14 protein-coding genes are annotated in these 12,192 nt (G+C 60.4%); 8 read left to right on the plus strand and 6 right to left on the minus strand.

Annotated elements, in window-relative coordinates; translation table 11 throughout:
* Nucleotides 1-46 precede the first annotated feature (46 nt).
* Nucleotides 47-1,312 (minus strand): transcription termination factor Rho, encoded by a 1,266-nt coding sequence (gene rho / locus ACS3WA_RS01810; RefSeq protein WP_292619400.1) that lies wholly within the window; start codon nt 1,310-1,312, stop codon nt 47-49.
* Between the two features lie 105 nt (nt 1,313-1,417).
* On the opposite strand from rho, the gene ACS3WA_RS01815 reads away from it, so the two are divergent.
* Nucleotides 1,418-1,615, plus strand: a complete 198-nt coding sequence (locus tag ACS3WA_RS01815) for a hypothetical protein (protein WP_438276843.1) — start codon at nt 1,418-1,420, stop codon at nt 1,613-1,615.
* A gap of 131 nt (nt 1,616-1,746) precedes the next feature.
* Here ACS3WA_RS01815 and hemJ read toward each other — a convergent pair whose 3' ends face one another.
* Nucleotides 1,747-2,166, minus strand: coding sequence for a protoporphyrinogen oxidase HemJ (hemJ, locus tag ACS3WA_RS01820; RefSeq protein ID WP_438276844.1), 420 nt, complete (start codon nt 2,164-2,166; stop codon nt 1,747-1,749).
* A gap of 464 nt (nt 2,167-2,630) precedes the next feature.
* Between hemJ and ACS3WA_RS01825 the strand changes: the two genes are divergently transcribed.
* Genes ACS3WA_RS01825 through dnaQ form a run of 4 tightly spaced genes read left to right on the plus strand, consistent with a single transcriptional unit; the run spans nt 2,631 to nt 5,425 of the window.
* Nucleotides 2,631-3,482, plus strand: a complete 852-nt coding sequence (locus ACS3WA_RS01825; protein ID WP_438276845.1) for a pyruvate, water dikinase regulatory protein — start codon at nt 2,631-2,633, stop codon at nt 3,480-3,482.
* A complete protein-coding gene (locus tag ACS3WA_RS01830; RefSeq protein WP_438276846.1) occupies nt 3,479-4,090 on the plus strand; it encodes a Maf family protein in 612 nt (203 codons plus the stop codon). Before ACS3WA_RS01825 ends, ACS3WA_RS01830 begins: the two co-directional genes overlap by 4 nt.
* A 16-nt stretch (nt 4,091-4,106) precedes the next feature.
* Entirely contained in the window at nt 4,107-4,706 is a 600-nt protein-coding gene (gene coaE, locus ACS3WA_RS01835) for a dephospho-CoA kinase (RefSeq protein ID WP_438276847.1), read from the plus strand.
* 20 nt (nt 4,707-4,726) lie between these two features.
* On the plus strand, nt 4,727-5,425 hold the full coding sequence (gene dnaQ / locus ACS3WA_RS01840; RefSeq protein WP_438276848.1) for a DNA polymerase III subunit epsilon: 699 nt from the start codon (nt 4,727-4,729) through the stop codon (nt 5,423-5,425).
* Nucleotides 5,426-5,703: 278 nt separating this feature from the next.
* On the opposite strand, the gene secB is transcribed toward dnaQ, so the two are convergent.
* A complete protein-coding gene (gene secB / locus ACS3WA_RS01845) occupies nt 5,704-6,192 on the minus strand; it encodes a protein-export chaperone SecB (RefSeq protein ID WP_438276849.1) in 489 nt (162 codons plus the stop codon).
* Between the two features lie 459 nt (nt 6,193-6,651).
* On the opposite strand from secB, the gene ACS3WA_RS01850 reads away from it, so the two are divergent.
* The 3 genes from ACS3WA_RS01850 to ACS3WA_RS01860 are packed head-to-tail and all read left to right on the plus strand — an operon-like array spanning nt 6,652 to nt 9,438.
* Nucleotides 6,652-7,356, plus strand: a complete 705-nt coding sequence (locus ACS3WA_RS01850; RefSeq protein ID WP_438276850.1) for a Tim44/TimA family putative adaptor protein — start codon at nt 6,652-6,654, stop codon at nt 7,354-7,356.
* Nucleotides 7,280-8,860, plus strand: a complete 1,581-nt coding sequence (mltA, locus tag ACS3WA_RS01855) for a murein transglycosylase A (protein ID WP_438276851.1) — start codon at nt 7,280-7,282, stop codon at nt 8,858-8,860. Before ACS3WA_RS01850 ends, mltA begins: the two co-directional genes overlap by 77 nt.
* The gene (locus ACS3WA_RS01860; RefSeq protein ID WP_438276852.1) at nt 8,857-9,438 is read left to right on the plus strand and encodes a Smr/MutS family protein; all 582 of its coding nucleotides are present in this window, start codon (nt 8,857-8,859) and stop codon (nt 9,436-9,438) included. Before mltA ends, ACS3WA_RS01860 begins: the two co-directional genes overlap by 4 nt.
* Nucleotides 9,439-9,544: 106 nt before the next feature.
* On the opposite strand, the gene hslU is transcribed toward ACS3WA_RS01860, so the two are convergent.
* The 3 genes from hslU to hslV are packed head-to-tail and all read right to left on the minus strand — an operon-like array spanning nt 9,545 to nt 12,108.
* Nucleotides 9,545-10,846, minus strand: coding sequence for an ATP-dependent protease ATPase subunit HslU (gene hslU / locus ACS3WA_RS01865; protein ID WP_438276853.1), 1,302 nt, complete (start codon nt 10,844-10,846; stop codon nt 9,545-9,547).
* 39 nt (nt 10,847-10,885) lie between these two features.
* On the minus strand, nt 10,886-11,494 hold the full coding sequence (locus ACS3WA_RS01870) for a DUF2585 domain-containing protein (protein ID WP_438276854.1): 609 nt from the start codon (nt 11,492-11,494) through the stop codon (nt 10,886-10,888).
* Between the two features lie 59 nt (nt 11,495-11,553).
* Nucleotides 11,554-12,108: an ATP-dependent protease subunit HslV gene (gene hslV, locus ACS3WA_RS01875; protein WP_438276855.1), complete on the minus strand. Its 555-nt coding sequence runs from the start codon at nt 12,106-12,108 to the stop codon at nt 11,554-11,556.
* Nucleotides 12,109-12,192 lie beyond the last annotated feature (84 nt).

Below are 12,192 nucleotides of genomic sequence, written 5' to 3' on the forward strand. Positions count from 1 at the left end.
CGCTCGATATACAGGCCAAGTGTCAAGCTTGGAGAGCCGGTGATATTTAGGTATTCATCGACTCGAAGAATTCAGAGTTGTTCTTGGTGTTGCGCAGCTTGTCGAGCAGGAACTCGATCGCATCCATGGTGCCCATCGGATTGAGAATGCGCCGCAACACGTACATCTTCTTGAGCAGTTGCGGATCGGTGATCAATTCTTCCTTGCGGGTGCCGGAACGGGCGATGTCGATCGCCGGGAAGGTGCGCTTGTCGGCGACCTTGCGGTCGAGAATGAGTTCGGAGTTGCCGGTGCCCTTGAACTCCTCGAAGATCACCTCGTCCATGCGGCTGCCGGTGTCGACAAGCGCGGTGGCGATGATGGTCAGCGAGCCGCCTTCCTCGATATTGCGCGCAGCACCGAAGAATCGCTTCGGCCGCTGCAACGCGTTGGCGTCGACGCCGCCGGTCAGCACCTTGCCGGAGGAGGGCACCACGGTGTTGTAGGCGCGGCCCAGGCGCGTGATCGAATCGAGCAGGATCACGACGTCGCGGCCATGTTCGACCAGACGCTTGGCCTTTTCGATCACCATCTCGGCGACCTGGACATGACGCACGGCCGGCTCGTCGAACGTCGAGGATACGACTTCGCCCTTCACCGAGCGCTGCATGTCGGTGACTTCCTCCGGGCGCTCATCGATCAGAAGAACGATCAGATAGCATTCCGGATGGTTGGCGGTGATGGAGTGCGCGATGTTCTGCATCAGCACGGTCTTGCCGGTGCGCGGCGGCGCCACGATCAGCGCACGCTGTCCCTTGCCGATCGGCGCGACGATATCGATGACCCGCGCCGACAGGTCCTTGCGGGTTGAGTCCTCCAGTTCGAGCCGAAACCGCTGATCGGGGAACAGCGGCGTCAGGTTGTCGAAGTTGACCTTGTGCTTCGACTTCTCCGGGTCCTCGAAATTGAGCGTGTTGACTTTCAACAGCGCAAAATAACGCTCGCCTTCCTTCGGGCTGCGGATGTGACCTTCGATGGTGTCTCCGGTTCGCAGGCCGAAGCGGCGGATCTGCGACGGCGAGACGTAGATATCGTCCGGGCCCGGCAGATAGTTTGCGTCCGGCGAGCGTAAAAATCCGAAGCCGTCGGAAAGAACCTCGACCACGCCTTCGCCGATGATATCGATTTCCTGAATCGCCAGTTGCTTGAGAATGGCGAACATCAGCTCCTGCTTGCGCATGGTGCTGGCATTTTCGACCCCAAGCTCTTCCGCGAACGAGACGAGTTCGGCTGGCGTCTTGGCCTTGAGGTCTTGAAGTTTCATTTCCCGCATTTGGGAGGGTCCTGTGGAACGCTTCGAGGAGGATCGTCAGGCGGGTTCACGAAGATGCGGACGGCTTGAGAGAACGTCCGCAGATCCTGACCGTGGAAAAAAACTTTGGGCAAGGAAGATGCCGAAAGGCTTCCTGGCGTGGCGGCCGGCTCAACAACGAAACCGGATCGTGACCACATCCGCCTGCTTGGGGTGGGATATCAGCAATATAGAAAATTGAACGCTTTCGTGCAAGGAGGAGTGCATCAGTCTTCCGTCGAAGGCTGTCTGCTCAAGCAGCCCGGCGACCCGGAACCAGCGTGACGTCCCCGGTCTTGCCTGTCCGCCCTGGCGCGAAATTCCGCAAAGGGAACGCGGGTTTAGCGCCGGAAGGCGATCAAGTCACGGATTGACGGCATTCTTTTTCCAGCCGGCAACGTCCCGCTTCCGTCCCGTTACGGCTTGACGATAACAAGTATGACGATGCCGACCATCAAAGCTGTAACCACCTCATTGATAATACGATAGAATTTTTGACTCATCACGTTCCGATCGGCCGCGAAATCCCGCACGCGGCGAGCGAAATAGCCATGAATGCCGGACATCAGGATCACCAGCGCCAGCTTTCCCTGAAACCAGCCCGCCAGATACCATTGATGCACCCACATCATATAAAGCCCGAGCCCCCAGGCCACCATCATCGCCGGATTGATGATCGCCTTGAAGAGCCGCCGCTCCATCACCTTGAAGGTCTCGGATTGTTTCGAGCCGATCTCGGCCTCGCAGTGATAAACGAACAGCCGCGGCAAATAGAGCATCCCGGCCATCCAGGAAATCACCGCAATCACATGAAATGCCTTGATCCATTCGTACATCGATCTTCTCGCTCGGATGACCCGACGGTCGTCAATCTGTCGGAACATACAGCCGGCATCCGGGTTATTCCGGCGACGGATAGAGACCTGATCGGGACGATCTCCGCAAGCGACTCTTTTCTAAAAATTACTTTTTAGATTCTTAAAGTTTGAGTCTAAGTGGCGGTGAATTCGGCGGGCACAATTCTGTCCCGGCTCTTTCAAAAGCTTCTTCACAACGCTGCCGAATTAAGACCTGCTCAGCCGCGAAACCGAAAGATCGTTAGCAGCGCAAACACTTACGCGTTGTTGGGCTGCAATTACCCAGAGACATTTCCACACAGTCTCATTATCATAGCCGGTGATCGACGGAGTTATCACTGCCGTGAGGCCTGTGAGCAAAAACCCCGGTTATCCCGCGGTCCTTGCCGGATGAGCCCTATCGCGGTTCGAACTCCACAGCGATGCACAGGTATTCAGGGGTCATGGCGCCCATCACCGGCAGCAATTTTCATCTTCATCTGGTGTCTGATTCGACCGGCGAGACGCTGATCACGGTGTCGCGTGCGGTCGCCGCCCAATATGCCAACCTCACGCCGGTCGAACACGTCTACCCGCTGGTGCGCAGCCAGAAGCAGCTCGACCGCGTTCTTGCGGAAATCGAGGAAACGCCGGGAATCGTTTTGTTCACGCTCCTGGAAAAGGATCTGGTCGAGCGTCTCGAAGCCAAGTGCCAGGAAATCAACAGCCCGAGTCTTTCGATTATCGGTCCTGTGATGCAGTTGTTTCAGGCCTATCTCGGCGCTTCCACGATCGGCCGAGTCGGCGCGCAGCATACGCTGAACGCGGACTACTTCAGGCGTATCGACGCCTTGAACTACACCATGATGCATGACGACGGACAGCATGTCGAAGGGCTGGAGGAGGCCGACGTCGTTCTGGTCGGAGTGTCGCGCACGTCGAAAACGCCAACGTCGGTCTATCTTGCCAACCGCGGCATCCGCACTGCGAACGTGCCGCTGGTGCCGGGCATCGCCATCCCGCGTCAACTGGAAACTCTGAAAAAGCCCCTGATCGTCAGCCTTCATGCAGCGCCCGAGCGTCTCATTCAGGTCCGGCAGAACCGGCTGTTGAGCATCGGCTCGGGTGCCGGCAACGAGACCTATATCGATCGCCAATCGGTTACCGATGAAGTGACCTATGCCCGCCGCCTCAGCGCGAAGCACGACTGGGTCCAGCTCGACGTCACGCGCCGGTCGATCGAAGAGACCGCCGCAGCGATCATGAAGCTGTTTGCGGATCGGCAACGGCAGCGGCAGGCGGAGCAGGGTCGGTGACGCCGGTCTGGCTCGAACCGAAGCCCTTGATCCTGGCATCGCAAAGTCAGGTTCGCCAGGCATTGCTTGCAAATGCCGGCCTGTCATTCGAGACTATTCCAGCCGCGATCGACGAGCGAGCCGTTCAGCGGAATTCGGGCCTGACCAAGGGCGATGAAATCGCCGTTTGCCTGGCCCGCGAAAAAGCTCGCGAAGTTTCGTCGCGCTCGCCCGGCCGCTACGTCATTGGAGCCGATCAAACGCTTGAATCCGATGGCCATCTGTTCAACAAACCGGCTGGCCGCGTGGGGGCTGCGGAACACCTGCGCGTGCTGTCCGGCCGGACGCACACCTTGCACGCCGGTGTCGCGATCGTGCGCGACGGCAGGCCGCTCTTTGAAAATGTATCGGCCGCCCACATGACGATGCGGGATATGAGCGAGGAAGCGATCGAGACTTATCTGAATGCGGCTGGCGATGCGGCTAACGCGAGCGTCGGCGCCTATCAGCTCGAGAAGCTGGGCGTCCACCTGTTCAGCCGGATCGAGGGCGACCATTTCACCATTCTCGGCTTGCCGCTGCTGCCGCTGCTTGCTTTTCTGCGCGGCCAGGGGCTGCTGTCGCTGTGACGTCGGGTGTTCGCACATGCTGGTGCTTGGGCTGACCGGATCGATCGGAATGGGGAAATCGACCACCGCCAGGCTTTTTTCGGAAGCCGGGGTGCCGGTTTACGATGCCGACGCGACCGTTCACAAAATTTACGAAGGGGAGGCGGCACCAGCCGTCGAGGCGGCGTTTCCGGGAACGACTGTCCATGGCAAGGTCGACCGCGAGAAGCTGTCGGCAAGGGTCGTGCACGACGCTGCCGCCATGACACGGCTCGAGCAGATCGTGCATCCGATGCTGCACGCGCATCGTCAGGCGTTTCTTGACGGGGCCGAGCGATCGGGCGCCGATGTGGCGGTGGTGGACGTGCCGCTGCTGTTCGAAACCGGCGGCGAGAAGAATGTCGACGTGGTCGTCGTCGTCACCACGACGCCGGACGTTCAACGCGAGCGCATCCTGGCGCGAGACAACATGACCGGCGACAAGCTGACGACGATCCTGGCCCGGCAATTACCCGACGCTGAAAAGCGCAGCCGGGCAGATTTCGTAGTGGACACTTCGCATGGTATCGACCATGTGCGCGAGCGCATCCGGGAAATTCTGGCGCAGGCTGCTAAAATGCCGCGACGGCGTCCCTGATTCGCGAGTCCGAAGGAATTATGCGCGAAATCGTTCTCGATACGGAAACAACCGGCCTTGATCCGCTGCGCGGCGATCGTCTGGTCGAAATCGGGTGTGTTGAAATCTTCAATCGCATGCCGACGGGGCAAACGTTTCACCGCTACATCAATCCGGAACGCGACATGCCGCAGGAAGCGTTCGCGGTGCATGGCCTGTCGAGTGAATTTCTTGCCGATAAGCCGCTGTTCGCGCAGATCGTGGATGAGTTTCTGGAATTTGTCGGCGACGCGCCGCTTGTCATCCACAACGCCTCGTTCGATATCGGCTTCATCAATGCGGAACTCGATCGCCTCAAGCGGCAGGCGATCGAGCGAGAGCGGCTGGTGGATACGCTGCTGCTGGCGCGACGGAAGCATCCCGGCGTGTCGAACCGGCTCGACGATCTCTGCTCGCGTTACGCCATCGATAACAGTCGCCGGACCAAACACGGGGCGTTGCTCGACGCGGAACTGCTCGCGGAAGTCTATATCGATCTGATCGGCGCCCGGCAGTCGCAATTGATCCTGGTGGAATCAGTGTCCCGTCAGAGCGGCGGAACCCTCGATATGCCGAGACGTCAACGCCCTGCGCCGCTGGCGCCGCGCGTGACCGATGCCGACCGCATCGCGCATCGCGATTTCATCGCGACGCTCGGCGAGAAGGCAATCTGGATGGAATTCGCCGGAAACGAGGCTTGAAGCAGACCCGACCAAGCTGAAAGAGCTTGGCGTTTTCGAGCGAAACACGCCCTCCGCCTGCCCGAGGGTGGAACCAGTTCGGGTCAAGAAACGCGTCAAAACCAGATCACGGAGCCTTGTTTCTGATCCATCAGACTCGAAAGGCTATCGATAAAGGCTCCAGAGTCTGAATCAGCGCAGTTGAGTCAGACCCTTATCCTTCCTTCACGATTGAGCGCGACGCGTCCGAAAACCGGTCCACCTTGCGCACGCGCGAGCCCTTCGCGTCGGGATTAGCGTCAGCTTGGCTGTTGTTGCTGCTGTTGGGCCGCCGCCTGACGTTCCATGTTTTGCCGGTACAGGCTCACAAAATCGATGGGATCGAGCATCAGCGGTGGGAATCCGCCGTCGCGAACAACCGTCGCAACAATTTCGCGCGCGAACGGGAACAACAGCCGCGGGCATTCGATCATGACCAGTGGATGCAGGTTTTCCTGGGGAACGTTGACGATCCGGAACACGCCCGCATAGGCCAGTTCGAAACTGAACATCAGCTTGCCGGTATGTTCGGCCTTGCCCTCGACCTTGAGCACCACCTCGTAGTCGTTCTCCGCGACATTGGTGGCGCCGACATTGATTTGAACGCTGATCGAGGGAGGCGCTTGCTGCGGGGCAAGCGAGGCAGGCGCATTGGGATTCTCGAAAGAGAGATCCTTAGTGTATTGAGCCAGCACATTCAACTGGGGTGAAGGGCCCGCCTCGGGAGGTGTGCCGTTGCCGTTGGTCATTTGGATGTCTCCTGAAACGTTTCAAGCGAAGTCGGGGAATGAGGCTTGCTTGAAGGGGCAAATTGCCGCGCCGCCGCGAGTGGCTATCACAAGCCTGCCGCTGTCCACAAGGACGGCGGGACCCTCGGGAGGGTCCCTGGCTGAGGTTGCTCGTCAGTTTTGCCTCGGAGCTTTCGGAAAAAATGCCGCAGGTTGCACTACCGAGCGGCTTAAACTGTTGAAGGAACGCGTTTTCTAGCCGCAATCCGATTTCCCCTTTGATCGGAAACGCGCTATTGTTCTTTCAAGACGGCATTTCAGGAGACAACTCCCCGATCACGTTCGTTATGCTAAAACGCGCCCTTGGCCGGATTGGATATCATACCTACATTATCGACGCCGTCTGATGCGAACCTGTGACCCCCCGCTGGACCTTCGTTCGCCGGACGAGAACCAGACCGATCAGAAAGTGAAGACGAAGTGGATATTTACACCATCATTTTTCTGGCGCTGGCGGTTTTTATCTTCCTGCGTCTGCGCAGCGTCCTGGGACAGCGCACCGGAAGTGAGCGTCCGCCTTACGACCGTGCGACGCGCGAAGTTCTGCATGGCGCGAAGGACAACAATGTTGTTCCGGTACCGGGCGCCGTGATCGATCAGGCCCCGTCGGGGCCCACGGCCGATGTGACGTCGGCCTCCGAGCGATGGAAAAATCTGACCGAGCCCGGCACGCCCCTCGCCCTCGGGCTCGATGCCATCGCGGCTCAGGATTCGTCTTTCGATCCGAAGCATTTCCTCAGTGGCGCGCGCAGCGCCTACGAAATGATTGTGCTGGCGTTCGCCAACGGCGATCGCCGGACCTTGAAGGACTTGTTGTCGACGGACGTCTATGACAGCTTCGACGCCGCCATCAAGGACCGGGAGAAACTCGAACAGCAGACGGAAACGCGGTTTGTCTCGATCGACAAAGTGGAACTGATCGGCGCGGAATTGCGTGACGGCGCGGAGCAACTGACCGTTCGCTTCATCTCGCAGATGATTTCGATCACGCGCGACAAGTCGGGAGCAATTGTCGACGGAAACCCTGAGAAGATTTCCGATATCACCGATGTTTGGACGTTTGCCCGCGATATCGCTTCGCGCGATCCGAACTGGAAACTGGTTGGCACCGGAAGCGCCAGCTGATCTTTCTCGGTTAAAATGGTGCGCAGTCGGATTTTGCGTCGCCGCCGTGCTTGTGCCTGCCGCGGTCGAAGCGCGGCACGTCCCGCGTCATCCGGTCTGGCCGTTCGAAATCGCGGGCGGTCAATATATGCCGGTGGCATGGGCCGATGTCGCCGGCTGGAAAGACGACGATCACCTTGAAGCATTCAGGGCCTTTCGCAGAAGCTGCCGTGCGGTAACGGCGCGGCAGCCCCCGGCCGTCAGTCAGAAAGCGCTGGGCGCGTCATTGCGGGAGCCGTGCCGCGCCGCCAACATGGCCGATATATCGAAAGACGCCAGCGCCCGCGCCTTCTTCGAAAGCCGCTTCCGGCCGGTGCGGATTTCGCGTCTCGGCGAAGCCGACGGCTTTGTCACGGGCTATTACGAGCCTGTTATCGACGGCTCGCGCACCCGAACGGACGTCTACACCGTGCCGGTTTACCGGCGTCCCTCGAATCTTTTCGTCCGGGGTTTCACGCAGAACTCACCGAGCCTGCCGAACAGCGGACCCGTATATCGCAAGATCGGCCGCCGAAAGCTTGTCCCCTACTATGACCGCGCCGAAATCGAGGATGGCGCGATTGCAGGCCGCGGCCTTGAGATCTGCTGGCTCAAGAGCCAGACCGATCTGCTCTTCACGCAAATCCAGGGCTCCGCGCGCGTCCGTCTCGAGGACGGCTCGACGCTGCGCATCAACTATGATTCCTATAATGGATATCCCTATACCGCCGTCGGCCGTATCCTGATCGAGCGCAACATCATCCCGAAGGACCAGATGTCGATGCAGCGCATCAGGCAGTGGATGAATGAGAACCCGGATGGAGCCAAGGAGTTGCGCCGCCAAAACCGGTCATATGTCTTCTTCCACGAGGTGAAGCTCTCGGATCATGACGAGGCGGTCGGCGCGCAGGGCGTGCCGCTGGCGCCCGGCCGCTCGATCGCGGTCGATAAATCGCTACATGTCTACGGCACGCCGTTCTTCATCGAAGGGGAATTGCCGATCGAATCCGAACAGGCGAAAACCCCGTTCCATCGACTGATGATCGCGCAGGATACCGGCTCGGCGATCGTCGGCCCGGCTCGCGCCGACCTTTACTTCGGCGCAGGTTCGGAAGCAGGCCGCATATCGGGCCGTCTGCGCCACAATATGCATTTCGTGATGCTTGTACCGAACAGCCTCGATCCCGCCGTGAGCGGCAGAACCATGCCGCTTCCGGAAAAGCGGCCCTCGGCAAGGATCGCAAAGCTGTTTCCGCCGAAGCATCAGAAGCCGGACGGCCGCAAGGCCGCCCCGCAACAGTCCGTATCCTCACCCGTTGCCCCGGCTGCCAAGCCGGCTGGACCTGCTGCCGTGCCGGCGGCGAAAGCCGAGTCCTCGGAAGCCGCTCCGCCTCCGGTGGTGCGGCCCGGCGTCGGGTCCGAAGTCAGGTCCGATCGTCAGCGGGCGCGTCATCACCGCCGGCGCTGGCATCGCCCGATCCGATGAAACGCCCGTCGTCGGATGCCTTCGCACGGCCGCGCCGCCAGCGCGTTCTTACCGATGCCGAACGTCAGTTGTGGGAAAGCGTCGCCGCACAGGCGAAACCGTTACGCAAACGCCCTCGGTCGACTGGAGTTTCCGTGCCATCGCGCGAGGCAGCAGGCATCGCGGTGCCGTCCGCTTCGGCGCCAAAGCCGACCTCGCCCGACGTCGCCAAAGTCAAAAGGACCAAAGCTCCGCCGCCCGTATCGCTCACACGACGCGAGCGATCGCAACTGTCGCGGGGACGCAAAGACATCGATGCACGGATCGATCTGCATGGCCTGACCCAGGCGCGCGCGCATCGCGCTCTGCTCCACTTTTTGCAGAAGGCCTCGGGTGATGGCCTCACTTTTGTACTCGTCATTACCGGCAAGGGCCGCGCGACGGGTACAATCGCCGAACCAGGCGTGCTTCGTCGGAGGGTCCCGCAGTGGTTAGCCCTCCCGGAGTTCCGCTCGCTGGTCGCCGGCTTCGATGAGGCGCATGTCGGCCATGGCGGCGAGGGCGCGTTGTATGTCCGCTTGCGACGCGCGCGGAGTTAGCAGGCTGTTGAAAAAGTCCGTTTGACCATGAACGCATCCGAATCCAGACGTGAACGAAACCGAATCGGAACGGGAACCTCGTTCACTTTTTCAACAGCCTGTTAACCTAGAGAATGAATCTGCTCAGATCGGCATTCTTCGCCAGATCGCCGACGTGCTTCTGAACGTATGCGGCGTCGATGCGGATCGTCTCTCCATTGCGATCGGGGGCCGAGAACGAGATATCGTCGAGCACCCGCTCCATCACCGTCTGCAGCCGACGCGCGCCGATATTCTCGACGGTGGAATTCACCGCGACTGCAATATCCGCAAGCGCATCGATGGCGTCGTCGGAGAAGTCGAGCGTGACGCCTTCGGTCTGCATCAACGCGATATACTGCTTGATGAGCGAGGCCTCGGGTTCGGTCAGGATGCGTCGCATGTCGTCGCGGGTCAGAGCGTCCAGTTCGACGCGGATCGGCAGCCGGCCCTGCAATTCGGGCAGCAGGTCCGACGGCTTGGCGATGTGAAACGCGCCCGAGGCGATGAACAGGATGTGGTCGGTCTTGACCGCACCGTGCTTGGTGGAGACCGTCGTTCCCTCGATCAGCGGCAGCAGGTCGCGCTGCACGCCTTCGCGCGATACGTCGCCGCCGCTGCGGCCGTCCCGCACGCAGATCTTGTCGATCTCATCGAGAAACACGATGCCGTTGTTCTCGACCGCGGCGACCGCCTCCTGGGTGAGCTGATCGCTGTCGAGAAGCTTGTCGGATTCCTCATTGACCAGGATTTCGTGGGAATCTTCCACGGTCAGCCGGCGAGTCTTGGTTCGCCCGCCCATCTTGCCGAAAATATCGCCGATCGAGATCGCGCCGACCTGCGCACCGGGCATTCCCGGAATCTCGAACATCGGCGATCCGCCGGAGGATTGCGTCTCGACTTCGATTTCCTTGTCGTTGAGTTCACCGGCCCGCAATTTCCTGCGAAACGAATCGCGCGTGGCGGCGCTTGCATTGGCGCCGACGAGCGCATCGAGCACGCGCTCCTCGGCGGCAAGCTGGGCGCGCGCCTGAACGTCCTTGCGCTTACGCTCGCGGGTCTGGTTGATCGCGACCTCGACGAGATCGCGAACGATCTGTTCGACGTCGCGTCCGACATATCCGACTTCGGTGAACTTGGTGGCCTCGACCTTGAGGAAAGGGGCGTTGGCAAGCTTTGCCAGCCGCCGCGCGATCTCGGTCTTGCCGACCCCGGTCGGACCGATCATCAGGATATTTTTCGGCAGCACTTCCTCGCGCAGCGGTCCGGTCAACTGCTGGCGCCGCCAGCGATTGCGCAAGGCGATGGAGACGGCGCGCTTGGCGTCGGTCTGGCCGACGATAAAGCGGTCGAGTTCGGAAACGATTTCGCGAGGAGAGAAGTGCATCATGATCTCGAAGATAGGTTGGATCGTTGCGGGGACAAGCGGTCAGATGATGGGCGGTCCGGCCTGCCAGTGCCGGACGGCTTCGAACGGGTGGATCAGCATGATGACGTTGAGCGTCAGGTTGTCACGGATATGCAGCCCGACCAGCACTTCAAACCCGACTGCCAGTGCTATCGTCAAGACGATCGGCAGTTTGCGCGCAAGCACAAATCCCAGGATCATGGCGAGCGTATCGGACAGCGAATTGACGATGCTGTCGCCGTAGTAATCCAGTGAAATCGTCGCGGCGCGATAGCGATCGATGATCCAGGGCGAATTCTCGACGATCTCCCATGCGCCTTCGATCGTGATCGCGATCATCAGGCGGGTGGTCCACGGGGCGCGTGGCAGGATCAGCCATGTTGCGCCGTAAAACAGAAATCCATGGATGATGTGGGAGAAGGTGTACCAGTCGGTGAGATGCTGCGAATTCTCGGAGCTTTGCACCACGCCATGCCAGAACTTGACGTAGCCGCAGGTGCAGATCGGGACCCGGCCCATCGCATGGAGGATAGCGGCTTGCAGCAGGACCAGACCGAGCGCGATCGCAATCCCTTTGCCGATGGAAGGGCTTGTTGGCGGCGCGGGATCGGTTCCGGTCAAAGCGCTCATACGCCGCGCATCATCGAGCGGTGAGGGATGGCGGGCGGAATGTAAGAGTTCGGCATCTCTCAATCCGTGGACAACGTCTCGATGGTCAGGTTTCGATTGGTATAAACGCAGATGTCGGCGGCGATATCGAGAGAGCGGCGGACGATGGCTTCCGCATCCTTGTCGGAATCGATCAACGCACGCGCGGCGGACAGTGCATAGTTTCCGCCGGAGCCGATAGCCATCACCCCGGCTTCCGGCTCCAGAACGTCTCCGGTGCCGGTCAGGACCAGCGACACGTCCTTGTCCGCGACGAGCATCATGGCCTCAAGCCGCCGCAGGTAGCGGTCGGTGCGCCAGTCCTTGGCGAGTTCGACCGCGGCGCGGGTCAGCTGGCCAGGGTATTGCTCGAGCTTGCTCTCCAGCCGCTCGAACAGCGTAAAGGCATCGGCGGTTGCGCCGGCGAATCCGCCGATCACGTCGCCTTTGCCGAGCTTCCGGACCTTCTTCGCATTGGACTTGATGACGGTCTGTCCGATCGAGACCTGACCGTCTCCGCCAATGACGACCTTGCCGCCCTTGCGGACCGTCAGAATCGTGGTGCCGTGCCACGTCTCCGGCTGTGATGCTTGCATCTGAACCCCTTCGTGATCCGCCAGACTTAGACATTGCGGCGCGGCGTTTCAATCGGCGTTCGAAGTCGCGGATTCGAGTGGTCC

The sequence above is a fragment of the Nitrobacter sp. genome, assembly GCF_051535235.1.
Taxonomy (GTDB): domain Bacteria; phylum Pseudomonadota; class Alphaproteobacteria; order Rhizobiales; family Xanthobacteraceae; genus Nitrobacter.

Excerpts from the sequence above, each read along its gene's own strand:
- hslV (WP_438276855.1), bottom strand. The coding sequence starts at position 12,108 with ATGCAAGCATCACAGCCGGAGACGTGGCACGGCACCACGATTCTGACG.
- rho (WP_292619400.1), bottom strand. The coding sequence starts at position 1,312 with ATGCGGGAAATGAAACTTCAAGACCTCAAGGCCAAGACGCCAGCCGAA.
- ACS3WA_RS01825 (WP_438276845.1), top strand. The coding sequence starts at position 2,631 with ATGGCGCCCATCACCGGCAGCAATTTTCATCTTCATCTGGTGTCTGAT.
- coaE (WP_438276847.1), top strand. The coding sequence starts at position 4,107 with ATGCTGGTGCTTGGGCTGACCGGATCGATCGGAATGGGGAAATCGACC.
- dnaQ (WP_438276848.1), top strand. The coding sequence starts at position 4,727 with ATGCGCGAAATCGTTCTCGATACGGAAACAACCGGCCTTGATCCGCTG.
- ACS3WA_RS01860 (WP_438276852.1), top strand. The coding sequence starts at position 8,857 with ATGAAACGCCCGTCGTCGGATGCCTTCGCACGGCCGCGCCGCCAGCGC.
- mltA (WP_438276851.1), top strand. The coding sequence starts at position 7,280 with ATGTTTGGACGTTTGCCCGCGATATCGCTTCGCGCGATCCGAACTGGA.
- secB (WP_438276849.1), bottom strand. The coding sequence starts at position 6,192 with ATGACCAACGGCAACGGCACACCTCCCGAGGCGGGCCCTTCACCCCAG.
- hemJ (WP_438276844.1), bottom strand. The coding sequence starts at position 2,166 with ATGTACGAATGGATCAAGGCATTTCATGTGATTGCGGTGATTTCCTGG.
- ACS3WA_RS01870 (WP_438276854.1), bottom strand. The coding sequence starts at position 11,494 with ATGAGCGCTTTGACCGGAACCGATCCCGCGCCGCCAACAAGCCCTTCC.
- hslU (WP_438276853.1), bottom strand. The coding sequence starts at position 10,846 with ATGATGCACTTCTCTCCTCGCGAAATCGTTTCCGAACTCGACCGCTTT.